Annotated in this window: 22 protein-coding genes, 1 tRNA gene, 1 other RNA gene and 2 pseudogenes; 18 read left to right on the top strand and 8 right to left on the bottom strand. The window is 40.0% G+C overall.

The features are described from left to right. Positions 1-143 precede the first annotated feature (143 nt). The 3 genes and pseudogenes from TOL2_RS12735 to TOL2_RS26165 all read left to right on the top strand — a co-directional run bounded on the left by TOL2_RS12735 (position 144) and on the right by TOL2_RS26165 (position 2665). Positions 144-1331, top strand: coding sequence for a sensor histidine kinase (locus TOL2_RS12735; RefSeq protein ID WP_014957839.1), 1188 nt, complete (start codon positions 144-146; stop codon positions 1329-1331). Beyond that, a pseudogene (locus tag TOL2_RS12730) lies at positions 1331-2224 on the top strand (sigma-54-dependent transcriptional regulator); the annotation flags it as partial. The gene TOL2_RS12735 and the pseudogene TOL2_RS12730, both read left to right, overlap by 1 nt. An 87-nt stretch (positions 2225-2311) precedes the next feature. Beyond that, complete coding sequence (locus TOL2_RS26165; RefSeq protein WP_456297557.1) at positions 2312-2665, top strand: AAA-type ATPase lid domain-containing protein; 354 nt, start codon at positions 2312-2314, stop codon at positions 2663-2665. Here TOL2_RS26165 and TOL2_RS12725 read toward each other — a convergent pair. From TOL2_RS12725 to TOL2_RS12715, 3 genes and pseudogenes are all read right to left on the bottom strand, one after another. Continuing rightward, a complete protein-coding gene (locus tag TOL2_RS12725; protein WP_041279484.1) occupies positions 2649-2918 on the bottom strand; it encodes a hypothetical protein in 270 nt (89 codons plus the stop codon). The genes TOL2_RS26165 and TOL2_RS12725 overlap by 17 nt on opposite strands. Before the next feature lie 263 nt (positions 2919-3181). Next, a pseudogene (locus TOL2_RS12720) lies at positions 3182-3973 on the bottom strand (IS1595 family transposase); the annotation flags it as partial. Between the two features lie 545 nt (positions 3974-4518). Beyond that, positions 4519-5565, bottom strand: a complete 1047-nt coding sequence (locus TOL2_RS12715) for an IS110 family RNA-guided transposase (protein WP_014957011.1) — start codon at positions 5563-5565, stop codon at positions 4519-4521. 628 nt (positions 5566-6193) lie between these two features. Between TOL2_RS12715 and TOL2_RS12710 the strand changes: the two genes are divergently transcribed. Continuing rightward, a complete protein-coding gene (locus TOL2_RS12710; protein ID WP_014957836.1) occupies positions 6194-7237 on the top strand; it encodes a hypothetical protein in 1044 nt (347 codons plus the stop codon). A gap of 99 nt (positions 7238-7336) precedes the next feature. Here the strand turns inward: TOL2_RS12710 and TOL2_RS12705 are convergent, their stop codons facing one another. Continuing rightward, on the bottom strand, positions 7337-7633 hold the full coding sequence (locus TOL2_RS12705) for an acetate uptake transporter family protein (protein WP_051012377.1): 297 nt from the start codon (positions 7631-7633) through the stop codon (positions 7337-7339). 243 nt (positions 7634-7876) lie between these two features. Between TOL2_RS12705 and istA the strand changes: the two genes are divergently transcribed. Genes istA through TOL2_RS12690 form a run of 3 tightly spaced genes read left to right on the top strand, consistent with a single transcriptional unit; the run spans position 7877 to position 10295 of the window. Then, the gene (gene istA / locus TOL2_RS12700) at positions 7877-9316 is read left to right on the top strand and encodes an IS21 family transposase (RefSeq protein WP_083863884.1); all 1440 of its coding nucleotides are present in this window, start codon (positions 7877-7879) and stop codon (positions 9314-9316) included. Next, positions 9313-10062, top strand: coding sequence for an IS21-like element helper ATPase IstB (gene istB, locus TOL2_RS12695; protein ID WP_014956934.1), 750 nt, complete (start codon positions 9313-9315; stop codon positions 10060-10062). The genes istA and istB overlap by 4 nt, the downstream gene beginning before the upstream one ends. After that, positions 10062-10295, top strand: a complete 234-nt coding sequence (locus TOL2_RS12690) for a hypothetical protein (RefSeq protein ID WP_041279361.1) — start codon at positions 10062-10064, stop codon at positions 10293-10295. Before istB ends, TOL2_RS12690 begins: the two co-directional genes overlap by 1 nt. A 178-nt stretch (positions 10296-10473) precedes the next feature. Here the strand turns inward: TOL2_RS12690 and TOL2_RS24895 are convergent, their stop codons facing one another. The 3 genes from TOL2_RS24895 to TOL2_RS12670 all read right to left on the bottom strand — a co-directional run bounded on the left by TOL2_RS24895 (position 10474) and on the right by TOL2_RS12670 (position 13382). Beyond that, positions 10474-10815 carry a hypothetical protein gene (locus TOL2_RS24895; protein ID WP_158406074.1) on the bottom strand — a complete coding sequence of 114 codons (342 nt, stop codon included), beginning with the start codon at positions 10813-10815 and terminating at the stop codon, positions 10474-10476. Positions 10816-11385: 570 nt separating this feature from the next. Then, a complete protein-coding gene (locus tag TOL2_RS12675) occupies positions 11386-12705 on the bottom strand; it encodes a DEAD/DEAH box helicase (RefSeq protein WP_014957835.1) in 1320 nt (439 codons plus the stop codon). Between the two features lie 323 nt (positions 12706-13028). Then, a complete protein-coding gene (locus tag TOL2_RS12670) occupies positions 13029-13382 on the bottom strand; it encodes a flagellar basal body rod C-terminal domain-containing protein (RefSeq protein ID WP_014957834.1) in 354 nt (117 codons plus the stop codon). A 253-nt stretch (positions 13383-13635) separates the two neighbouring features. Between TOL2_RS12670 and TOL2_RS12665 the strand changes: the two genes are divergently transcribed. Then, positions 13636-14175 carry an isochorismatase family protein gene (locus tag TOL2_RS12665; RefSeq protein WP_014957833.1) on the top strand — a complete coding sequence of 180 codons (540 nt, stop codon included), beginning with the start codon at positions 13636-13638 and terminating at the stop codon, positions 14173-14175. A 95-nt stretch (positions 14176-14270) separates the two neighbouring features. On the opposite strand, the gene TOL2_RS23650 is transcribed toward TOL2_RS12665, so the two are convergent. Further along, positions 14271-15011 (bottom strand): putative metalloprotease CJM1_0395 family protein, encoded by a 741-nt coding sequence (locus TOL2_RS23650; RefSeq protein ID WP_014957832.1) that lies wholly within the window; start codon positions 15009-15011, stop codon positions 14271-14273. Positions 15012-15242: 231 nt separating this feature from the next. Between TOL2_RS23650 and hisB the strand changes: the two genes are divergently transcribed. The 10 genes from hisB to TOL2_RS12615 all read left to right on the top strand — a co-directional run bounded on the left by hisB (position 15243) and on the right by TOL2_RS12615 (position 25160). Further along, positions 15243-15830: an imidazoleglycerol-phosphate dehydratase HisB gene (hisB, locus tag TOL2_RS12655; RefSeq protein WP_014957831.1), complete on the top strand. Its 588-nt coding sequence runs from the start codon at positions 15243-15245 to the stop codon at positions 15828-15830. Positions 15831-15996: 166 nt separating this feature from the next. Then, positions 15997-17769: a DNA primase gene (dnaG, locus tag TOL2_RS12650; RefSeq protein WP_014957830.1), complete on the top strand. Its 1773-nt coding sequence runs from the start codon at positions 15997-15999 to the stop codon at positions 17767-17769. 24 nt (positions 17770-17793) lie between these two features. Further along, on the top strand, positions 17794-19701 hold the full coding sequence (gene rpoD / locus TOL2_RS12645; RefSeq protein ID WP_014957829.1) for an RNA polymerase sigma factor RpoD: 1908 nt from the start codon (positions 17794-17796) through the stop codon (positions 19699-19701). Positions 19702-19755: 54 nt separating this feature from the next. Then, positions 19756-19832 (top strand) — tRNA-Ile (locus TOL2_RS12640). 166 nt (positions 19833-19998) lie between these two features. After that, positions 19999-20814 (top strand): Nif3-like dinuclear metal center hexameric protein, encoded by an 816-nt coding sequence (locus tag TOL2_RS12635; RefSeq protein WP_014957828.1) that lies wholly within the window; start codon positions 19999-20001, stop codon positions 20812-20814. Between the two features lie 10 nt (positions 20815-20824). Then, on the top strand, positions 20825-21544 hold the full coding sequence (locus TOL2_RS12630) for a zinc ribbon domain-containing protein (protein WP_014957827.1): 720 nt from the start codon (positions 20825-20827) through the stop codon (positions 21542-21544). Between the two features lie 23 nt (positions 21545-21567). Beyond that, positions 21568-21944, top strand: an RNA gene (gene rnpB, locus TOL2_RS23960) — RNase P RNA component class A. A 30-nt stretch (positions 21945-21974) separates the two neighbouring features. Next, positions 21975-23285 carry an HPr family phosphocarrier protein gene (locus TOL2_RS12625; protein WP_014957826.1) on the top strand — a complete coding sequence of 437 codons (1311 nt, stop codon included), beginning with the start codon at positions 21975-21977 and terminating at the stop codon, positions 23283-23285. Position 23286: 1 nt separating this feature from the next. Next, positions 23287-23997 (top strand): 2-C-methyl-D-erythritol 4-phosphate cytidylyltransferase, encoded by a 711-nt coding sequence (gene ispD, locus TOL2_RS12620; RefSeq protein WP_014957825.1) that lies wholly within the window; start codon positions 23287-23289, stop codon positions 23995-23997. Between the two features lie 224 nt (positions 23998-24221). Further along, positions 24222-25160: an ABC transporter substrate-binding protein gene (locus TOL2_RS12615; protein ID WP_014957824.1), complete on the top strand. Its 939-nt coding sequence runs from the start codon at positions 24222-24224 to the stop codon at positions 25158-25160. The last annotated feature ends 3 nt before the right edge of the window (positions 25161-25163 follow it).

Genomic DNA, 25163 nt, shown 5'->3' with positions numbered 1-25163 from the left:
CGGGCAAATCTGAGCGAAAGACCAGGTCTGCCCGTTGCAGTTATTGACTTTTATCGAATATAGATTATTTTTCACTTAACGTTCCATGCCGGAATTCCCGGTATGGAACCTGTGGAAGCGACATCATAAGTGGGAAAAATTAAATGGAACCCATTGATATTCGGTTCGAAAAACAGCAGCAGCAGATTAAAGAACTCAAACAACGCAATGAAAAATTAGAACAGTTTTATTGTGCTTATAAAAAACGCCACCGTTGTGAGGGAGAAAGAATAAGAGAACTCAATTGTCTGTGCCGGGTTGCCCAGTGTGTGGTGTCGGAAACCGACATGGATGTTGCACTGGATAAAATCGTTTGTATAATCCCCCATGGATGGCAATATTCAAAAGAATCCTGTGCCCGTATCACTTTTAAGGACACTACATATCTTTCCCCGGATTTTTTTGAATCCAGTGTGTTTCAGACTGAAAAAATTTTAATTGAAAACAAGGCTGTAGGATCAATAGAAGTTTTTTACCCTCCTGGACTGGGTCTGGAATCAAAGATTCCTTTTTTGATTGAAGAAAGAAACCTGCTCAAGGCGATTGCCAATATCATCAGCTTTTATGTGATAAAGCAGCGTGATGATGAAAACAGAAAGCTCATTCAGCATCAACTTCTTCATGCCGATAGGCTGGCAACAATAGGTCAGCTTTCCGCAGGGGTTGCCCATGAACTCAACGAACCATTGGGTAATATACTGGGGCTGGCGCAATTGGCACTGAAACTGCCTGACATGCCGGATCAGGCGAAAAAAGACCTTGGAAAAATTGAAGAATGTGTCATATATTCCCGGGAAATCATAAAAAAATTAATGGAATTTTCCCGTCAGACATCCTTGTGCAAAAAAACAATCAATCTCAATGAAGCCATTGACAGCAGCATCATATTTTTAGAAGCAAGATGTGTTAAAGAAGGCATAAAAATTGTAAAACACTATGCAAAAGCCATAACCATTACCGCTGATCCCAACCAGATCAAACAGGTGATAACGAATTTAACAATCAATGCCATCCAGGCAATGAAAAATGGCGGGAAATTAACATTCACCACAAGAAAAAACAATGAAAATGTAATTCTTTCTGTTGAAGATACCGGGATCGGGATATCCGGTGAAAATATCAGCAAAACATTCATGCCTTTTTTTACGACAAAAGATGTTGGTGAAGGCACGGGGTTAGGCCTTTCCGTTGTGTACGGCATTGTCAGAAACCATAATGGGGACATTAAAGTCAGCAGCGAACCTGGCAAAGGAACTATTTTCGAAGTTTGTTTACCTCTGGAGGAAAAATAATGCCTGATCCAGTCGAAAAGGAAGCGATTCTCATTGTTGATGATAATATCATTACATGTGAAGTGATACAACGAAACCTTAAAATGTCCGGTTATCAGGTGTTTGCAACCCATAGTGTACCAGATGCCATCCAGGTCCTTAAACATCGGAAAGTTGATCTTCTCATCACTGATTATAAAATGCCCAAACATACTGGCCTTGAATTGATACGGTATGTATGTGACCATTTGAAGGATATTGGTGTCATCATGTTGACCGGATACGGTTCTATTAACAGTGCCGTGGCTGCCATGAAAGAAGGAGCAGATGAGTACATTACCAAACCGTTCACAGATCAGGAACTTCTGGATACCGTTCAAAGAACCCTCCAAAAACAGAAAGAAAAAAAAATAGATCCGGCAGCAATCTATACGGATACCTGGTCCAGGTTTGGTATTATTGGTCAATCCAAAAGTATGCTCAAGGTGTATTCAAAGATTGAAAAAGCCTGTAAAAGCGATGCAATTGTTTTGATAACCGGAGAAAACGGTACGGGAAAAGAACTTGTGGCCCGGGCGATTCATTATCATCACAAGGCCAGATCCGTGTATCCGTTTATTCCCATCAATTGTCCGGGCATACCCGCGACTTTGTTTGAAAGTGAATTGTTCGGACATGTAAAGGGGGCATTTACGGGCGCTGTGCAACACAGGAAAGGTTTTTTTCAGGCTGCTGAAAAAGGATGTCTTTTTTTAGATGAAATCAGTGAACTGCCTTTTGAACTTCAGGCAAAACTTCTCAGGGTGTTACAGGAAAAAGAAGTTGCCAGGGTTGGGGAAACCAAACTCAAGAAAATTGACGTCAGAGTTATTGCAGCCACCAATAAAAATTTGGAAGATCTGGTTAAAAAGGGTCTGTTTCGCCAGGATCTGTTTTTTCGGTTAAATGTTATCAATATTGAAATTCCCCCTCTCCGGGGACGTGGGGATGACATTCTTCTGTTGGCCCGGCATTTTGCCTTAAAATATGCCAAAGAGCTGGGAAAAGAAGAACCCGCATTTACGGATAAGGCTGTCAATGCTTTGAAAACATATTTCTGGCCCGGCAATGTCAGAGAACTTGAAAACCTGATTCATCGAAACCTGATCATGAATGATACGAATTTTATCGACAGTGTCAATTTTCCCGACATCATGAAGTTTAATGTACCCTGTGATCAATGCCTCAATCTTAGCCTGGAAGATATGTCAAAAAAATATGTCAGGGATGTGGTGGAACAGACCGGCGGCAACAAAGCCAAAGCCCTTGAAATTTTAAAAATCGACCGGAAAACGTTGCTTAAAAAATTAAAATAGATATGTGCCCATTTACTTTTTCCTTCTGCCTGGTCATAGAAGACATTTCTTGCTGTGCTGTCCCCTTGCCCTGTTTTACCATGTTTTCTTCCCAATCTTTACAAATTGACGCTGTTTCATCCTGCAATGCGGATTTGGTTCGTTCTCCAACACGTAATGCTGTTAGTTCAGCAGCCAAAGTTGTGGAAGGGAATAGGGTTGTGGCAAAAAACATCAGGGCACATGAAAAAAGGGTAAACTTGTTGCTGGGCATAAGATAATACCTCCTAAATAAATGGAAAATGAATTTTTATTATTAATTAAACTTGGTAGAGCATTGCTCTTATAATAACAATTAATTGTCAACGCAAATATTATGGGGAATGACTAATAGGTTGCAATAGTAACGGCCAGTTTTCTTTAAAATTAAGGCTATCAAAACAAAAATGCCGCCTGAAAGACATTCAGGGTAATATAAGGCGCACCTTCCCCCAAAAACCGGAAGTGTTGTTAAAGCATATTTTTCATAATTTTAGGCTATGTTCCCTTTAATTGTTGAAATTGTCCCAGCGCAATGCCAAGCAAAAATTCTGGTGATATCTTTGTGTGCTGTTCAAATAAACGCCGCCACCCAAGATAATTTGATAGATACTTTGTTGCAACACCATAAAACCGTTTCAGCCAGACTTTAAACCTGCTGTGATAGGCATTGGCATTTTGGATGTGGAAGGCGCCCCTAACCCTCTCTCCTTTGCTCAAATTTATGACCTCATGAGAGATATTTTCAGCTTGGCAAAATGTTTTATAGGCAATGTGGCCATCGCTTACAAGCAGAGCATCTATATCAAGCACAGGCTTTAAATTGCTTTTTAGACTGGCGGCTCTAACCGGCCCTAAGCCAGTTACAAAATCAACGGTGCAACCAGCCCGATCCCGTGCAATGAGAATGCAAACCTGTTCTCTCGAAATTCCTCGCCTGGAGGCCTTTCCTCCTCGCTTACGCGGCTTTCGAACAAGATGGCAAGATCCTTTATGTGATTCAAGAAGATACGTTTCATCTGCTTCTGTGATTCCATGTAGTGAATCGGGACGATCACTGGCTATCAATGTCAAAAAACGATGTCGCCAACGAAAAGATGTTTTACGGTTGATACCTACCAGAGTGCCTGCTTTTCTGACTGTTAAGTATTCTCTGATAGCCTTGAGGTAACTTAACCATTTGTCTCTATGACGGAGCCGTGCAAGCGGAGTACCCGTCACGGCATTAAAAGTTCTTTTGCAGGACATGCACCGGTAACGTTGTAAGCCACTGGCAAAGCCATGTCTGTAATAGTAATCTCTTAGAGCCTTCCATGAGAAGGCTTATGTCAAGAGGAAATTCGTTCACGAATTATCCTTTTCCCAATCCAACAAGTCTCGGACCATCACGCTTCCATTCGCACTCTTTTATGGGACTGCCATTTGTCCCGGTGCATGTTAATATCCGGTGGCAGGAGCTGCTATCTGTTTAACGCAACCATTTAATGTCAGCGGCAACCGACTGTTGCAAGGCTCTTATCGCAGTCTCCTGGATGAGACGTTGGAAACTTGTATCATGCTGCACCATCCTGTTGATATTTTGTATGGCAGTGATATTATCTTACTGCCGGCTCGGAGGATAGGGCAACGCTGGGAAGCGACCCGAGCGCCGCAGCCGGTGACGAGAGCATGGGGGCAGGTACACCGCAACTGTACCTGTTCCTCCCTCATGCTTTTGTCCCTAGCGCGATAAATCCCGGGGGGGGATAGGGGGCGGCTGGCCCCCTTAAAATCGGGTCATCTTCCTTAAAAATCTTCAACTCATAAATCCTGTTTTATATTGATGAGGTTCATCTTCAGGCAACTTTTTTGTCTCTGCAATAAAATGGCTGGTATGTGTCTTCGCTCACCCATAGTCGATGCAGTAGCACTGCCAATTTCCGGGCGACAGCGACAACGGCTCGTTTCTTGGCATTTTTACCTCCTCTTGCAGCGATAGCCAGGCCGTGGAGGCGCAGGGAATTTTCTGGGCCAAATGGCCCCATAATATAATGGGCACATCCCACCAGCAACTGGCGCAGATAAGTATTCCCTGCTTTAGTAATGGGAAGTTGCTTGTCCATTTCACCCGATTGGTCCCTCCTGGGTGTTAACCCTAAGAAAGGACCGACTTGACGACTTTTGGAAAAACGGGCAGGATCTTCAATGTAAAGGATATATGACAATGCAGTTATGGGACCAACTCCAGGAACCTGCCTCAAAAACCTGGTTTCAGGGTACTTTTCTATGCTGAGTTGTTCAATTTTGCTCTCAAGCTCTTTTATCTGGCAATTCAACTCCGTGATAACTTCAAACAAAGGCGCTATAGCAGGCCAAAGCTCTTTTGGGATATCGGAACTACATTTATTGGCAAAGCTTGCTGCACTGCATTTGGGCAGACGCTCCCCATTGGCTTTGACGATTCCCCTTACGTGGTTGATCAGCTGTGTGCGGCTCTTAACCAGCATATCACGGGATTTGATTGTTGTCAGATCAACTTGGGCCTGGCTGCTGCGATGGTGTATTGGTTGCAGAAGTCTTGGTTCCAATCGGCAAACCATACCAAGCATCCGTGCGTCCCGGGCATCTGATTTATCAATACTGTCCCAGATATACCTTAATTTACGAGGGTTCCCGACGTACACGGTCTGCTCCATTTCAGTCAACAACCGGCTGATCCATGGAGAGTGAGTGCCTGCCTCTATAGCCACTGTGGCGGATTTGTACTGTTTGAAGAACGTGCGTATACCGGTTTTAGTATTAATCACCTTGGCAATCTCTAATTCAGTGCCATCACTGTCAAATACAACCGCTATGTGAAACTTGTCTCCCAAATCCATTCCTATTGTGATATTGTTATTCATGGCTGGTCCCCTCCTTTTTTTGCAGCCCCTTGGGTGACTGCGTTACTAATTGAGCGTGATTATATCATAGCTCGTTGGAGGGACCAGCCTTCTCATATTATCTGTTTAAAAATTATTACATTATTGTAGTTTGGCATTTTTTATCTCTTAATTTTCACTGCTGTACAGTGAATTTTTAGCATTTCTTATCAAATTCAAACTCACAGCATGCTACTCTGTGGTATTTTTTAAACAGGCTCTTATTTGGAAAATAACCTTATTTCAAGAAATCCCTTTCCCATACATTAGATAAATTTTTTGTATAGGGTGTAATGGAAATTTGATTTTATATCTTCGCCTATATTGTTGAGAGTTCGGCCTAAAATAAAATTGCCTTGCACCACAATATGATGTAAGTTTATTTTTTGAAAATACTATAATATTAAAATCATATGATGTTTTTATAGCTTGGGAAGCGCCAGGAATATGGTATCAATAATCAAGTCTTTATTTGATCTTAAAAAAAGTTTGTGGCTGAAAAGTTCCGTTGAATTTAAAGTAACCTGTTCCCCCCTTCCTTGGAAGGATTTGACAAACAGATTGTGCTGAAATTTTAATAAAAAGGAGAAAGGGGGGATTCCCCCTGGAAATGGAAAAAGCATATATCATAGCGGCTGAGAGTTCAATTGACGGCAACGGTTCGTTTGATAACTATGAATCAATTGAACTTTCTTTTAAAGAAAACAACATACCTGCAACTCATTTTTATATTGATCCCTTAAAGGCAGGATGGCATTCTAAACCTTTGAAAAATCATTTTAGAAGCGGTTGCGCCCCGGTGGAAGCTGTTCATGAAGCCGCTGAGCAGATTATCGACAAAACGGCTCAAGTCGTTGTTATTTCAGGGGAAGACAATTTGCGATCCTCATATCCCAGAGAGACCAGGCAAAAAATGATGGCGATCTACGGTGACGGTCTTTCCATTGTGGACCTTTATAACAGACTGGCAGAAACATTCATTCAGGCCCACCAGACCTCGAAAGATGATTTCAAACAGATAGCAGGAGAGCTTTTTGAAAATTATAGAAGAACTTATTCAAGAAAAAACAGTGACTGCAACCCGGATGCGAAATGGTTTGAGTACATAACAGATCTTTTTCGGGGGGTAGATTGCGCCAATCCTATGATTGACTTTAAAGGCAAACTGATTGTCTGCAACAAAAAAACGGCCTTTGCATGCGGAATTGAGGAGAGGGATTTGATTGAAATAGCAGGAACGGGAATATCCTCAACTGAAGATGGGCCGGAAAACATACACAAAATTGCAGAGTATGCCCACCTTGTTCAAGCCTATGAGAGCGCCTGTAAAGCTGCCGGGGTTGATATTGGAGCTGAATTTCTTAATAAAAACGCACTGCTTGAAATTTATACCTGCTACCCGGTGGTTCCGCTGGCCTTTCTTTTAAAAACAGGTATTGCCGATTCATACAAGCATATACCCGCCCTTCTCAATCAATACGAAATCACAGTAACCGGAGGAATGAACCTTTGCAAAGCGCCATGGAACAACCCGTCTTTAAATGCCCTAGTCCAAATGTACAGGGAGCTTCAAAATGGACCTTTCCAGTATGGGGCCGTTCACGGCAACGGGGGATTGGGTTACAAGCAGGGGGTAGTTATCTTAAAAGCCTAAACATTTAATAGACCGATTCTCGATAATTGTTTTTATTAGAAGCACTATTAAATAACAAAGGAGTGCAAATTAAGCTTTGCACTCCCTTGTTTGATATTTTTAATTACACAACAGTTTCCCGAGGGTTAGTACATCATGCCACTTACATAGACACCTGCTCCTACGAAAAGATCCTGATTGGGAACTCTGTAGATATAACTGATCTTTTCCGAAAAACTGGGCAAAGATGACATGTGCCATCATGTACCAGGCTGAGATGGCACACAGCATCAGTTCATAACCTGCGACTTTGGTCATTCCGGTAAACCACATGATGAAGGTGTAAAGGGTCCAGACGACCAGGAACCATCCTACATCCGTCGTGCTGGAATGATAAATTTTAAAATAATTCATCATGAAAATTATTCCCAGGGCTATCCAGAATGACCCATAGGAAACAAAGGCACTTTAACCGAAGTTGTTGCCGCATTTAATATCGGGTTCATTGGGGGGCAATGATCAGCGTCATATATAATACCCGCCGAACGACAATTAAAATTCCTGAAATATAAATCAAAAAAATGGTAAAAGCCGCCAAATCTTATGAAAGGAGAGATTTGGATGGTAACGGACCAGCAAGTGAGGAGGTTATTCAAGTTGATTCAAACTGAAAAAAATTTCGGGATAGCAGCAATGAAAGCAGGTATGGATGAAAAAACGGCTCGAAAGTACCGTAAAATGGGCAAATTGCCAAGCGAACTTAAACAGGAGCATAACTGGAGAACACGTAAGGACCCGTTTGAAGACGTATGGGATGGTATCAAAGGAATGTTATCAATAAATCCGGGGTTGGAAGCCAAAACCATTTTTGAGGATCTTCAAAGAAACCAGCCAAGCCGATTTGCCGATGGGCAGTTGAGGACCTTGCAACGGAGGATAAAACATTGGAGGGCAACAGAAGGACCGGGTAAAGAAATTTTCTTCGCTCAAATTCATAAGCCGGGCGAATTATGCCAGTCTGACTTCACCCATATGGATGAGCTGGGCATCACCATATCCGGCGTTCCTTTTGATCACATGATTTATCATTTTGTTTTAACCTATTCCAACTGGGAAACCGGTACCATATGTTTCTCCGAGAGTTTTGAAAGCCTGAGCCAGGGCCTGCAAAATGCTTTATGGGAATTGGGCGGTGTACCGTATCATCACCGCACAGATCGCTTGGCTGCCGCTGTCAACAAGGAGACCCACCCGGAAGAGTTCACCCGCAGATATCAGGATCTTGTCGACCATTACGGTCTGACTCCTTCTAAAACGAACCCGTCCAGCCCCAATGAAAATGGTGATGTGGAGCAGCGCAATTACCGGTTCAAAAAAGCCGTTGAACAAGCCCTGTTATTGAGAGGTCACCGGGATTTTAAAGACCGGGAAGAGTATGAGAGTTTTCTGTCCAGGTTGTTTGGGCAACTGAATGCCGGCCGAAAAGGCCGCCTTGCAGAAGAAGTGGAACTCCTGCATCGGCTCCCCAAACGCCGGATCGACTCATGTAAAAAACTGGATTTAAAAGTCGGTCCCAGCAGTACCATACGAGTCAATCACAATGTCTACTCAGTGAACAGCAGGCTCATAGGAGAAAAAATACAGGTTCGTCTTTACATGGAATGTCTGGAAATCTGGTACGGACAGAAAAAGATCGACACCTTGCCACGGTTACGGGGTGAGGGGAAGCACAAAATCAATTACCGGCATATCATTGACAGCCTGGTCAAAAAGCCGAGGGCGTTTGAAAACTACCGCTATCGTGATGCCATGTTTCCCACCAGCCGTTTCCGGATTGCCTATGACTATTTAAAAGAACGCTATACTGTTCAAAGCGCTGCCTCAAGATATTTGAAGATTCTATACCTTGCCGCAAAAGACAGTGAAGTGGCTGTAGACAGTGCTCTGACGGTTTTAATAAACGAAAGCCATGAAATCAGCAAAGATGCGGTTCAGCGCCTTATGGAATCCAATGCCCCTGTTGCCGGACCAGATGATATCCATATTCCGGCAGTTGATTTAACCCTTTATGACAAACTTCTCAAGGAGGTGGCAGCATGATGAGTGATCATGACCAGATCATGAACCATCTCAAGAGTCTCCACATGCCGACCATGCGCCGCAGCTATGAAGAAATGGCAGATCAGGCCCGGGCGGAGTCATGGGGGTATGAACAGTATCTTTTACAGCTGCTGAATCTTGAATGTGAAGTGCGGTGGCAAAACCGGATAGCACGGAACCTGAGGGCATCCAAGCTGCCACCGTCAAAGACCTTTGAAAATTTTGATAAAAAACGCCTTCCCATAAAGGTCGCTAATCATTTGAATGTACTGATCGACGGCTCTTTTTTAAGCCGATCTGAAAATATTTTGGCCTTTGGGAATCCGGGAAGCGGGAAAACCCATCTGTTGTGTGCCATTGGCCATGAATTGATTGCAAAAGGAAAGCAGGTCCTTTTCATCTCATGCAGCCAGCTTGTTCAGGAGCTGCTGATCGCCAAAAGGGAGCTTGAGTTGACAAAAAAGCTCAAAAGCCTCTCCAGGTTTGATGCCGTGATTATCGATGATATCGGATATGTCCAGCAAAGCCGGGAAGAGATGGAGGTGCTGTTCACCTTCCTGGCAGACCGGTATGAGCAAGGCAGTCTGATGATCACCAGCAATCTTCCCTTTTCCAAGTGGGAACAGATTTTTAAAGATCCGATGACGACGGCTGCGGCTATCGACAGGCTTGTTCATCACAGCATTATCTTTGAATTGAATGTTGAGAGCTATCGCATGGAGCAGGCCAAAAAGGAGGCAAGATAATGTTCGAACACGATATGGAAACAGCATATACCAGGGAAGAACTCGTAGAAATTGTCAAAATGATACGGCTGCATTTATACAATAGAGGCCTGCACTGTGGCGCCAGGGTTATAAGGGAGGAAATGGAGAATGAGAATATCCAGCCAATACCTTCTGTGAGAACTATTGGGCGTATATTATCACGACATGGCCTAACACATGGCAGAACCGGTTTTTATAATAATCCTGTTTAAAAACAGATGAATAATAAACGGCCATTTTTTTATGCGAAAATCACATATTTTTTTTGTAAAGCGTTGTACGGTTATCTATAATCTTTGAATGGCAAGGCTTTCGGGTTTTTTTATTTAAAAAGGAGATGGTATGCGTGGAGGATATAGAGGAAAACCAAAACCGAAATTGCCGTCACATCTAAAGCGTGTTCATGTGAATGCCCGCATCCAGCGGTGGATGCTTGATGAGCTCAAAAAAAGAGGTGAGGTTGGGATAATTTTGGAGGATATATTGATTAAAGCGGGTTTCAAGTATCAAGCAGAAAAATGAAGAAAAACAATATGCCTCCGGCGGCCCTACGGGGTATTTGTTCCGCGCTAAGGCGCGGGGATTTAACGCATGAAGGACAAAAACATGGGGGGAAGGGCAGAATACATTGGACAGCATACTGCCCCCCATGTCTTCGTCACCAGTCACGGCGCTCGGGTTGCTTCCCAGCAGTTGCCCTATCCTCCAGACCGGCGTGAGGGATATTATCAATGTTACAAAAAATATCAAGTCAATAATGAAAAAAAATATAAAATCAGCAGGTTATAAAGGAATGAGAAACGGGAATTTTAATTGTCGTTGAAGGAAAAAAATATTTGTCGTTGATCAGGGCAATAGAGCTGGTTACCCAAATCCCTTATAATCAGCATTAAAAATTACCACTACTGGCTTGAAAAGGAACTGGGCTGATTCATCAGCCTTGCTGCACTCAGGCGTTTTGCCAAACGGGAAGATCTGAAATTTTATCTTGAAAAATCGGATTTTGAAGTTGATGTTCCAAAAAAATACGTTTTTAAGTCGGAATCAGTATTTGACCTGGTTCAGAAGGAACTAAATTATAAATTTGTTGACCTCAACCTTGTCATGGAATTCATATTTGAGCTGCCTCCGCTTGAGAAGTTAAGAAACAGTTACACTATTTGAATCCCATCAAGTGCCATTGGGCATAATATGGTGCCCTTATTTATTTCCCAGGCACTAAAGTGATCAACAATCGGTTCTTCAGCTTTGCAGAACAGTAATCCACAACTTTATGGTTCATGGTTGGGTTAATACAAAGTCTTAGAAACCGCTTTTTTTTGTGATGTGTTTTTTTCTGCCGGATCGGGATTTTGATCTTGCTTTCCCGGCAGGTGTTTGAGAACGCTGTTTTGAGGCTTTTCTTTTGTTGACAATCTCTTTTATTTGTTTGTCTGCCTTTTTTTCGCTGGACGGGTTGTTGGGGCGCAATAGGACAAAATCCGGAACTGTGCCATCCATGGTGTAGTGGTCAATCGGTTCCTTTGGGATCTTTTGCTTCAGCAGTTTTTCAATAGCTTTAAGATGAGGTCTCTCATCAGGACTGACCAGTGAGACAGCAATACCGCTTACGCCTGCGCGACCGGTGCGTCCGATGCGGTGAATATAATCCTCTGGTACACTCGGTATATCGTAATTGACAACATAGGGTAGATTGCTGATGTCAAGACCTCTTGCAGCCACATCCGTTGCCACGAGGGTGCGGATTACACCGTTTTTGAATTCTTTGAGGGTGCGTGTCCTGAAAGACTGGCTCTTGTTGCCGTGCAGGGCAGCAGCACTGATCCCTTTTGCGACAAGTTTCTCCGTGAGTTTGTTTGCCCCGTGTTTTGTGCGGACAAAGACCAGTATTTGGGTCCAGTGTCCAGTGGTGATCAGATGTATGAGCAGTGCGCGTTTATTGGGTTTGTCCACCAGGTGAACCTTCTGAACAATTGATTCTGCTGCGGTATTGCTGGGTGTCACCTCTATATAGTCTGGTTCCTGAAGCATTATTTGGGCAAGATTTCGGATCTGTTGTGTATAGGTGGCTGAAAACAGCATGGTCCTGCGTTCAGTCGGAACAAACTCAAGGATTTCGGAAATCTCTTCACTGAATCCAAGATCCAGCATTCTGTCGGCCTCGTCAAACACCAGAAATTCTATTCTGGAAAGATCCAGGTCTCTGTGGCTGGCAAGATCCAGAAGACGTCCTGGTGTGGCCACAAGGATATCAATGCCGCGCTTCAGTCGATCAATCTGTGGCGTTATGTTAACCCCGCCGTAAACCACGGTGCATCGAATGGATACTCGTCTGGCATAGGCCTTGATGCTTTCTCCCACCTGTAGTGCAAGCTCTCTGGTTGGTGTCAGGACAAGGGCCCTTGGGTATCGCCGTTTGACTTTTTTACGGCTCAGGATTTCAATCAGTGGGAGGGCAAATGCGTCTGTTTTTCCCGTTCCTGTCTGAGCGCGTGCAAGAATGTCCCGTCCGTTGAGAATCGCCGGAATGGCCCGGGTCTGAATGGGTGTGGGGGCGGTATAACCCTTGGATTTTGAGGCTTTAAGCAATTCGACCCGAAGGCCAAGTTCATCAAATGACATATAATATCCTGAATATTCTTTCAATTTTTACGTTTTAACAGCCTATAATTTAAATTTTCCATAGTATGGCATAAATTATGCTTTAAGTACATCTAAATGAAGAAAGGCGTCAGGTTAACTGTCGATAAAGATGATTTTCGGTTTTTTGGTTGCATCCTTAGTCTATGATGGTTCGATCTTAACATGGCTGATGCCGGAAAATTACTCGGCAGCTGTTAGATAAATCTGTCCTCTTTGGGTTACTCTGATTAATGGGTGTAAACTGCCTGTATCAAGTTTAAGGTTGATATTGTAAGATATTTGATTTTTTTATGATCATAAGATTATCCTATCAGGTCGAGAAGAGTTCCAGTGGTTTTTTCGTTTGTTTGAATAACTTTTGTATTTGCTGCAAATTCTTGTTTGATAATTATCTGGTTGGACAGTTCTTCTGCTATGTCGGTGTTGGACAGTTCTTTTAATTTTCCGGTATCGCTTAAATGATCTACCACAAGCGGACCCGGGGTATCTATTTTTGTGATGATTGTTTTAACCTGGTCGTTTTCTCCTTCAGTGTTTATTGCCCGGCTTTTTTTGAAATCATCGGAAAGGGTATTTGCAACATTATTGGCACTGACCGCCATTTGCTTGGAAAATGCCTGTAAGGCTGATATGTTACTTTGAATTGATGTCACCATTGAATTGACTCCTGAAAAAATATTTTTTAAAATATTCTTTTAAAGAGTTGATTGCAATAATTGTGCTAAAAAAGTATTTAGAACAAAATGCTCAATAAATTCCCTTATTTTTGAAGGGGGTATTAATTTTTATTAAAAATAATGCCTCAATTAAATTCGATTGAATTGTTTGTTTACTGTAATCAGGTTAACAAAAAACGGCATGGATTACAAATTGTGTTTTATAATGATGGATAGCTAAAGGAGGATGATAATGTTTACCATTGATAACACCATTATGTTGTTGATTGATGTTCAGGGTCAGCTGTCTCAGCTAATGCATGAAAAAGAAAAATTGTTTAAATCACTTGAGGTTATGATTCAGGGCATGAAAATTCTTGGAGTGCCGGTTATCTGGATGGAACAGATCCCAAAGAATTTAGGTCCGACAGCTGAAGCGGTTTCAAAATGTATGGTGGGCGAGACACCCATTGAGAAATTCTCATTCTCTTGTTGTGGGGAACCGCAATTTATGGAAAAGTTCAAAAAAGCCGGAAGAAATCAAGTGCTTTTGACCGGAATTGAAACTCATATCTGCGTTTTTCAGACAGGATACGACTTGATTAATCAAGGTTGCGAGGTTCAGGTCGTTTCGGATTGCGTTTCTTCCAGAATCAAAGAAAATAAGGAAGTTGGTATTCAAAGGCTTGTTCAGTCAGGCTGCCGGGTGACTTGTGTTGAAATGATATTTTTTGAATTGATGCGGGCGGCACAGGGTGATCAGTTTAAGCAGATTGTTAAACTTATCAAATAAGGGTGAATATAAAATTTGATCACCGAGTAAAAGGAATTCATTCATAATATTAATTATTTACAGTGCATAGGATTGATATTACACTTAGAAGAGGATTAAACAGCAATTTGGAAGGTTGATCTGTTTTCTTCAGGCAGGCGGCTTATTTTTTCATATGACTGTGCAGCTTTTTTAGGGGATCCAAAGGCCTTGTTTTCATTGGCAATTGCCTGTTCTTTTGCCTGTAATGTCACTAACTCTGAAAGGGCTTTGGATGCTGTTGATGTTGCGTTTGATGCCACTTTCAGGTCTTGAGAAGATGGATTTGCAGGTGCAAGTGCAGCGTTTTTGATTTGGCGCATTTTTCGGATTGTGGCCTGGGGGTTTCCAGGTACAGGAGACGTGTCAATGCTGACTTCACCTGCAACAGCATATTCTTTTCCGTCCGGCCCACGTTTGTAGGTGAGATTCGCTCCTGAGGTGATATATCTCCCGCCGGCTGCAATGTGTGCCATTTCATGTTGTCTTACCTCGATGTCAGTTTGTTTGAGTTCTTCAACAAGTTGGATTTCTGCCCGGGTTAATGTCTGTTCCTCTCCACTCATTGTTTTGGGTTTGGCAATTGTTTGAGTTTCTTCAGTTTCTTGTGATCTCAGGCCGGTGTGTTCTTGTTTGGGGCTATTTGTTTCCGAAGTTTGGTTAATCGTTTTTTGTGTGCTGTTATTTGAATTTGAAACTGTATTAAATGTCTGGTTGTTTTCGGCAAGGGGTTTAATGTTTAAGGTTTTTGAGTGTGGAACAGAGGGGTAGCTGAAACCGGATTGATAATTATCATATGTGTTGGTTGAGATATTCATTTTTTATTGTTTCAGTTTTATTCTTCAGGGTGGAATGATATCCAGTTCCTTAAATTGACATTATTCAAAGTATATTTATAAAAAGAATATCATTGCAAGAGAAAGTTTACCGAAATAAAAATTATTTGACAAAAAACTTTGATTTAGGTAAATTAAAAGATTCATTTTTGTTGAGTTTTGCTCGTGTATGAGTTGATTTTTGCTGGTGTTACTGCAATTTAAAGGTTATTTATGGGTCGAAAGGCAAGTGTTGTCCGAAAAACAAATGAGACTGAGATTAGTATTTGTTTTGATTTAGACGGTTCCGGCAAGGTTGATGTTTTAACCGGAATTCCTTTTTTTGATCATATGCTTACCGCTTTTACCGTTCATGGTTTTTTTGATCTTGAAATCAATGCCAAAGGAGATCTTGAAGTTGATTTTCATCATACAATTGAGGATGTCGGCCTGGTTCTTGGTCAAGCGCTTTCGAAAGCACTCGCAAAAAAACAGCGAATTGTCAGGTTTGGAGATGCCAGTATCCCAATGGATGAAGCCCTGTCAAAGGTTACAATAGACCTGTCAAACAGGCCGTATCTTGTCTATAATTTCCCGGATACGCTAAGGTCAAAAGGTGAATTTGATGCGTATCTTGCCAAAGAATTTTTTCAGGCTGTTTGCGTTCAAGGGGCTTTTAATCTTCACATTAATTCTTATTATGGTGTAAACGAACACCATGTCCTTGAATCAATTTTTAAGGCGTTTGGACGATCGTTGCATATGGCTACCAGAATTGATGAAAAAATTTTGGGTGCCCTTTCCAGCAAGGGAACGCTATAGAAATTGTTAAACAAACCAGATGATCAAAAGCTTTTTTACATATATAGTGAAAGTAAATGATTTCAAAATAACAATTATCCGTAAAGATAATTATTGACATGTGATTTTAAATACTTAGCTTATTTTACTTGCATAACCGTTAAATTTTGGAGTCAGTGTCGTAAAGATGTATATTCCTGAAGAAAAAATTTCAGACATTTTAAATACTTCAGATATTGTTGATGTTATTTCAGAGTCCGTTATTTTAAAAAAGAGCGGAAGAAATTTTTTTGGTTTATGTCCTTTTCATTCTGAAAAAACTCCCTCTTTTTCTGTAAATCCAAGTAAACAGATCTTTCATTGTTTTGGTTGCAGTGCGGGCGGAAATGTATTGTCTTTTATTATGAAATATCATGGCATCACTTTTCCAGAAGCTGCAAAAATGTTGGCTCGCAAGTATAATATTATCATTGAAACCAAAGAAATTGATCCTGTAACAAGAAATGAACTCAACCTTAAAGAGAGTCTGTTTAGATTAAACAAAGCTGTTATGGGCTTTTATTTTGATGAGCTTAAACAATCAAAACAAGGCGAAAAAGCAAGGATATACCTTGAAAAAAGAGGAATTTCCAAAGATATCATTCAGCAGTTCAAACTTGGGTTTTCGCCTGATAACTGGGAATCGATAGTTAATCTTTTAAAAAAACGGAAAATTCCCAAAAAGGTTGCCGTCCAATGCGGCTTGGTTTTGGAAAGAAAACAAAATAATGGGTATTATGACCGGTTTAGAAACCGGATCATGTTCCCTATTTTTGATGTGAATATGCAGGTCGCTGGTTTCGGGGGCAGGGTGATGGATGATGCCATGCCCAAATATATGAATTCCCCTGAAACACCTGTTTACATCAAGAGCCGTATTCTATATGGCTTGCATGCAGCAAAACAATTTTGCCGACAGGAAGGGTTTGTTTATATTGTGGAGGGGTATTTTGATTTTTTATCCCTTTATCAACACGGTATTAAAAATACGGTAGCCAGTCTTGGTACTGCATTAACTTCTGATCATGTGAGAATTCTGAAAGGATATGCGTCCAAAATGGTTCTTGTTTTTGACTCTGATGCAGCCGGCATCAATGCTGCAAAAAGAAGCATTGAAATTTTTATGAAAGAAGGTGTTGATACAAGAGTGCTTGTTCTTCCGGAAGGAAATGACCCTGATTCTTATATTGTAAAGCATGGACAAGACGCATTCAATGATCTTGCGTTAAAAGCCAAAACAGTTATGCAATTTCTTTTGAAGGTTTCCATTGATACACATGGGCTTTCCGTGGAAGGCCGGATCAGGATTTTAGATGATATGAAACAGCATTTGAGTTTGATTCAGGATAGTGCATTGAGATCTTTATATGTTAAAGAGCTTGCTGAAACATTAAATATCGATGAAAAAGCTGTTTTGGAAAAAGTCAGGGAACAGTATTTGAAACAGAATACGAAAGATTCATTTTTGATGAATAAAAAAAACAATGAAGATAAGCTGGAATCTGATCGAAGAGAAGAACAAATGATTTCAATGATGCTCAATTATCCCGAAATCATAGAGGAAATTAAAAATACTGATGTGTTGGAGTATTTTTATTCTGAAAAATTAAAGTACATTGGAAAGAAAATTATAAGTGTGGATTCGAATAAAAAAGCCTTCATTACAAATGTTATGGCAAAAATGGAAAATGATGAGGATCAATCGCTTATTGCTTCTTATGCTATGAATGACATGTTTTCAGAACAAGATGTCAATCAAACAGCTCTGTTTATAATAAACCGAATTATTCGTGTAAGAAAAAAGCAGGAAAACACTTTGACAAGTAAAATTATAAGTGCGGAAAAGGGCTGTGATTCTGAATTGATGGACTTGTTAAAGCAAAAACAGGCAGAAATTCAGCAATTACAAAATCGGTTATAACTTTAAGCCTTTGGGAGGCATTTTATGGCAGGTAAGACAAATAAGTCTGGAGAGAATTTAATAATGACTAAGAAAGAATTACAAAAGCTTATTAAAAAAGGAGAAAAAACCGGTTCTCTCTCTTTTGCCGAAATTAATGATGCAATATCCCATGATTTGAAATCATTGGATCATATTGAAGATATTGTAATGCAATTTAAAGAGCTTGGAATCAAGCTTGTGGATACGGAAAAAGAAACAATAAAAAAGGCCGCAAAAAAAAGCACTGCAAAAATAAAAGTCAAGTCATCATCCAGAAAGATTGTTAATGATAAAGTTAAAAAAACGTCTGAAAAAGATGATGATGACTATGATGAAAAAGATGATGATGAAAAAGATGAGAAAAGGGGAAAAAAAGCCAATAAAGACCTGTTTTCTGCTAAAAAAGATCGCTCGGATATGGAGTTTGGTGCTGTTACCGACCCTGTGAAAATGTATCTCAAAGAGATGGGGATGGTTACTTTGCTCAGTCGCGAGGGAGAGATTGAAATTGCAAAAAAGATTGAGCGTGGTGAACGTGATGTCTTGAGAGCCATGCTGGATTGCCCCATCGCATTGTCCACGATTTTCATGTATGGTGAAAAAATGGAAAAAAAATCAATGCGTCCCAAGCATGTTTTAAGAGATGTGGATGAAGGGGATGGGGTGGTAGATGAAGTTTCCAAACAGGAAAAATTTTTAAGTTCCTTAAATGTAATTAAAGAGCTTCACAGGGAAAATCAAGAAAAAAGAGATATCTTACTCCAGGAGAACAAAAGATCAAAGAAATACGATACTGTTTCAAAGGAAATTTACTCCAATACGGAAATCATATTTGAAGAATTGAAAAAATGGCGGTTTGAATCCAATGTTATTGATAATATAGAAAAAAGTATAAGAAATACAATTACATGGTTTGATAAAGTTGACGATCTTTTGGAAAAATGTGCCAAAACATTTAATGTAAAAACCCGAAAAATGCTGGATCAGGTGTCTGATGAAACAAGCTTTGTGCAGTGGGCCACATCCATATCCAATTCTGATATAACCAAGGATAGAGCTGTTATTTTATATCAGGATATATGCTCAATTTTAACCCAGGTTGCTTTGAGGAAAAATGAGGTTAAGGGTGATTCTAAAAGTCTAAAGCAGATTGTCGATTGTGTGGACAAGGGTCGCAGAGATGCCGATTTTTCAAAAAGAGAATTGGTGAGAGCAAATTTAAGACTGGTTGTCAGTATTGCAAAAAAATATACAAACAGAGGATTGCAATTCCTTGATTTGATTCAGGAAGGTAATATCGGTTTGATGAAGGCGGTCGATAAATTTGAATACAGAAGGGGGTATAAATTTTCAACTTATGCCACCTGGTGGATAAGGCAAGCCATTACCCGTGCTATTGCAGACCAGGCAAGGACAATCAGGATTCCGGTTCACATGATTGAGACCATAAATAAACTTATTCGGACATCACGATACCTTGTGCAGGAAATGGGCAAAGAGCCGTCGCCGGAAGAAATTGCGGAAAAAATGGAAATCCCCATTGAAAAGGTTCGACGGGTATTAAAAATTGCCAAAGAACCGATTTCTCTTGAGACTCCCATTGGAGAGGAAGAAGACAGTCATCTGGGTGATTTTATAGAAGATAAGAAATTTTCCATTCCTTCGGATGCAGCCATTGATTTCAGCCTTGCAGAGCAGACCCGGAAAATTCTTGCGACTTTGACACCACGAGAGGAAAAGGTACTTCGAATGCGGTTTGGTATTGGTGAAAAATCTGATCATACTCTGGAAGAAGTTGGCAAGGATTTTACCGTGACAAGAGAACGTATTCGTCAAATTGAGGCAAAGGCTTTGAGAAAACTGAGACACCCAACCAGAAGTAAAAAACTTAAGACCTTTATTGAGAATTAAATCTTGACATAAAATGCTTAGTCGTATATATAGTCCAAGTTTGTGCGAATGAAAGGGCCTATAGCTCAGTTTGGCAGAGCCACCGGCTCATAACCGGTCGGTCCCTGGTTCGATTCCAGGTGGGCCCACCAATGAAATGTTACTGGTATATTTTATGGATGTAATAAAAGCATGATTGTAATAAAACATTGTAAAGGACATATTGTTCGCATATGAATGTGTCTGAAGAATATCAACCGGATATAAAAAAAAGCGTGGTAATCTACCACGCTTTTTTTATTTGTCAGTAGGTCGTTTATGGTTAAAACAAAGGATATATTGGGATTTCTCAATATCATAGCTCCTTTTGATATTGCTGAAGGTTGGGATAATTCAGGGCTTCAGGCGGGAAATTTGATTTGGGAAGTAAAAAAAATAATGATCGGTCTTGATGTGTCCCTGCCATTAATGAATGCTGCGGAAAAATGGAATTCAGACCTTGTACTCACCCATCACCCTCTTATGATTTCCCCTGAAAAATCAATTGATTTCAATAGAATGCCGGGCAAAGCGATTGAAATTGCTGCAAGAAAAAAAATCAGTATAATATCAGCACATACTAATCTTGATAAGGCACAAGACGGATTAAATGATTATTTTGCATCAAAGATTGGTATCAAGACAACCGGTGCTTTTCTTGTTGATCCGTCATCATCTATGCAAAAGGATGAAATGACAGGTATCGGCAGAATTGGATATCTGGAATCTCCGATTATGCTTAAACATTTTGTTCATCAAATAAAAGAAAAACTTGATTTAAAACATCTGCGTGTAACAGGCAATATGGATATGCCCGTAACAACTGTTGCTGTTTGTACAGGCAGTGGTGGCTCACTGATTGATGAGTTCTTGATATCTGGAGCAGACCTTTATATCACCGGAGATATAAAATATCATGAAGCAAGACGTGTTGAAGAATATTCAAAAGGACTGGTTGATGTGGGGCATTTTGGTTCTGAACATATGGCAGTAGATTTGCTTGCCGATAAATTAGACCATGCTATTCAAATGGCCGGGCTGAATATACAAATAAAAAAGTTCAAAAAAGAGAAAGATCCATTTATTATAGTTTAAGGATATTGTTATGAATGATATTTCCAAACCGGATATAGAAACCCTTGTCAAACTCCAGGAAGCTGAAACTCAAATTTTCAGGCTGAAAACTGTTCTGGAAAAAGTTGAAAAGGAAAAAGAAAATTTAAGTATCAGGTTAAAACAGTTTGGAAATGCCTTGGAAGATCATAAAGAAAATCTTTCAAGTGCTGTTAAAGCTTGCCGGGATATTGAAATGGAAATTCAAATCATTGATGAGCGTATTGTTAAAAGCAATGAAAAATTAAGGATGGTGAAGACCAATAAGGAGTATCAGCTTTTTTTAAGAGAAGTGGATGATAACAAAAAACGCAAAGACGCTCTGGAAACTGAATTACTCGAACATCTGGATGAAAAAGAAAAAATGGAAAAAATTGTTCAGGAAAATGAGAATGAATATAAACTTCTCAAGGACCAAATAGATGCTGAACAAAATGATATTGATAAAAAATCAATAGATGATCGAGAGTTGCTTGATGAATATCTTGACAGACAGGAAGAAATAGGTAAAAGTCTTGATCCATCTTTGATGAACCGGTTTGCAAAGATATCAAAAATGAATGGGGGGCTTGCTGTAGTCAATGTGGAAAACGAAGTGTGCATGGGGTGTTTTATGAATGTACCGCCTCAATTATATATTGAAGTGCAGCGTGGGAACTCATTGATTTCATGTCCGCAATGCAGTAGGATTTTATATCATATGAATACATAAATTATAAATATATAAAGCTCGGTCTGACCAGGCAAAACGATCGCTGGGTTTTAAACCTGGAGGAAAGTCCGAACACCACAGGACAGGACGCTCCATAACGTGGAGTCGCGGTGACGTGAAGGAAAGTGCAACAGAGAGTAGACCGCCCGGATGGAATTTGATCCGGGTAAGGGTGAAACGGTGCGGTAAGAGCGCACCAGTTTTCCAGGTGACTGGAAAAGCTTGGTAAACCCCGTCCGGTGCAAGGCCAAATAGGGAAACGCTTGAGGGTTGTCCGCCCAAGTTTTCGGGTAGGTCGCGTGAGGTGTGCGGTAACGTACATCCCAGATGAATGATCGTTGACCTGTTCTACGGTAACGAGAACAGGTAACAGAATTCGGCTTATCAACTGGTCAGGCCGAGCTTTTAATTTAGTATTGGATTATTGAACATGAATTATTTTTGCGATATTTCTTTTAGGGAAAAAGCCAATATTTTTTCTTTTGAATATCTGAAATGTATTTTGTTTGTTGTAGAAATTGATGATAATGATTATGTTTTTACAAAAAAATTATACTCAAAGCTGATTACAACTTCTCATATTCTTGAAGATTTTTTAGACTTTCATGGAGCGAAAAAAAATAAAGAATGGGTTTTTTATCGTGAATTATCGGCAACTATTCGTCATCTTTCATTAGCTTGCTATTCTCAACGGCATATTCTCAACCGGTTTAAATTTTATTTTTTTCAAGAAAATCGTTATGAGACATTCAAGCTTGAAGCATTTGATACTCTGAAAATTTTACAAGATTCCATAAAACTTGCTGCGCCCGTGATTTTAGAAGAAGCCCGTCGCTTGAAAATTAATATTCCGGCTACTGGGTATAACCTGAATTATTTTCCTGGAATTTCATCTGTCCAACAGTTGGACCATAATATTGATGATTTTAACGCCAAAGACAAACAAAGAGAGAACCTGACACGGATTGCCAGTGAATTTTTAGAAGTTGTAAAAGATTTTGATCAATTTGCATTTTATGAGCGGTATGATTTAAAAAAAATAAATAATCTTGTACCGGAACAATTCAATGAGGTCATCATCAGAAGATATGAAATGTTGATTCATAATATACAGTCTTCGTTTGATTCATATGTGGTCAATACAAAATCTTCATCAGGAAACTTGTTACTTGAACAGCTTAGAAGTCATTTTTCCATTGTATTTCATATCCTTCAGGTCGCAGGCAGTTTGTTGCATTTTTACGAACGGCATCTGTATGATATCGGGTTTAAGGATGTTTATAAGAATGTCAGTGAATCTTTATCCAACTTGATTGATCCTGATGTTGTTCTGGATAGGGCAGTTAATTTCTGTTTATTTTATGCCTGGAGGTTTTTATCCACAGGAAAAGACCTGGCATCCAGAATATTGAATGAAAATATGGAGACTTCGATTATAGAAGTCGGAATTCCCAAGGATCGTGGGTTTCATAGTCGGCCAAGCCTTTTGGTTGCTAAAATTGTTCAGCATTATGGCGGTGAAGTTAAACTGCTTGTAAATAATGATAGTTTTGATGCTGCAAGTGTTCTGGATATTCAATGGGCCGGAGGGAAGATAAAAAAAGAAGAGATAGAAATCGTTCAGTTCAAAGGGGATGTTAGGGCATTAAACGATTTGAAGATTCTTGCCGGTGTGAATTATGGAGAAGATCACATAGGAAAAGGCATCCCCTTGCCAAAAGAACTGGCCTATTTGAGCTGATATGCAGAGTTTAGAAAGTTTTGTCATCGTTGTTGCCGCCGGCAAAGGCTTGCGAATGGGATCAAAGACAAAAAAACAGTATCTTTGTCTGGAGGGAATTCCGATTCTATCCCGTACCATCATGGTGTTTGACAGGTGTGATCAACTTAATGAGATTGTACTTGTTGTTCCACAAGACGAGATGGCATATTGTAAAAAAAACATTATTGAGCCTTTTGGATTTGTAAAAAAAATTCACTTGGTTGGAGGCGGAAAAAAAAGACAAGATTCCGTCTTAAATGGCTTGAAAAAGGTTAGAGATAAAAAAAATCATGAAAAAAAAACCATGGTTCTGATTCATGATGGAGTTCGTCCTTTTGTTGATCAAAGTATTATTAAAGAGTGTATCAATAGTGCTGTTGAATATGGTGCCTGTATTCCTGCTGTTAAAATCACTGATACTGTAAAACAGGTTTTTGGGGAATTGTTTGTTGAAAAAACATTAAACAGGGAGAATCTGTATAAAGCACAAACTCCTCAGGTTTTTAAAATGGAGTTGATATGGGATGCGTTTGAGCATGCAGAGGCAACTTGTTTTTCAGGTACAGATGATGCTTCGTTGATGGAACATTTCGGAAAAAAGGTTTTTGTTGTTAAAGGATCTAAGATGAATATTAAAATTACAACCCCGGAAGACCTTGCTTTGGGAAAATATCTGTTAAGCATTGTGTAATGGATATTAATGTCTTTTTTGTTTTTCAAGTAATCTCTGAAAATCTTTGCTAACAAGCGTTTAAGCTAAATAAATCTTTACTTTAGATAGAAATTATGTAACATTTTGCACGATCAAACAATTGGCATCTGGTTTGTCAAGTACTTTGTTTTTGATTTTGAGATTAAGTGAAGCATGATAAAGCGGATTATTTTCGTCCAAGCACATAACCCGGAGGTATCACAATGGCGGAAAAACCTGAAATAAAGATTGGTTATCTTAAAATTACAGATCATCTTATTCTTGGTGTAACAGACCTTAAATTAAAAAAGGGTATGGAAAAGTTTGAACATTGTACGCTTAAACCTGTGCTGAAAAATGGATGGAATGAGGTTGCTGATGCGCTTTCTGTGAAGTCTCTTGATGGTGCCTTTTTGCTTGCTCCGACAGCTATGGACATGTTTAAGGCCGGGGTTGATTTGAAATTGTTGCTATTTGCCCATAAATCAGGAAGTGTGCTGGTTAAAAGTAAAAATGCTCATATTGAAACGATAGAAGATTTTGCCGGAAAAATAGTACTTATCCCGTATCAACTTTCGGTTCATAATATGCTGTTTCATAAGCTTTTGTCTGAAAAAGGCTTAAAGCCCGGAAGATCAACTGAAAAAGGCATTGATGTTATTCTTGAAGTGGTTGCACCCTTTCAGATGCCTGAAGCCATAGAATTGGACGAAGAGGGTGAAATCGGAGGCTTTATTGTTGCAGAACCCTTTGGATCGCAAGTTGTTGCCAAGGGGCATGGGGAAGAATTTTGTCTTTCCAAGGATTTATGGCCCAATCACCCCTGCTGTGTTTTTGTCATGAGAAATGAAATTATTGAAAAACATCCTGAAGCTATTCAGGAAATCTGCAACAGTTTTGTAAGATCCGGTCTTGCTATTGATGCACAACCTGAGCCTGCGTCTATCATCGGCGGAAATTTTCTTTCCCAGGATAAAGACGTTATCAAAAAAGTACTCACAGATCCGCCTGATCGTATATTGACAGGTGAGCTGTTTCCGATTATTGATGACCTTGATACAATCCAGAAATACATGATGGACGAGATGAAGATCATGACCAGTCTGATTGATCTTGAAAAATTCGTTGATACAGGTTTTGCAAGACAAGCAGGTGCAAAATAATAA

It is taken from the genome of Desulfobacula toluolica Tol2, from assembly GCF_000307105.1.
In the GTDB taxonomy this organism is placed as follows: domain Bacteria; phylum Desulfobacterota; class Desulfobacteria; order Desulfobacterales; family Desulfobacteraceae; genus Desulfobacula; species Desulfobacula toluolica.
Note: the sequence above shows the minus strand (reverse complement) of the source record. Positions and strands in the feature narration are given on the sequence as shown.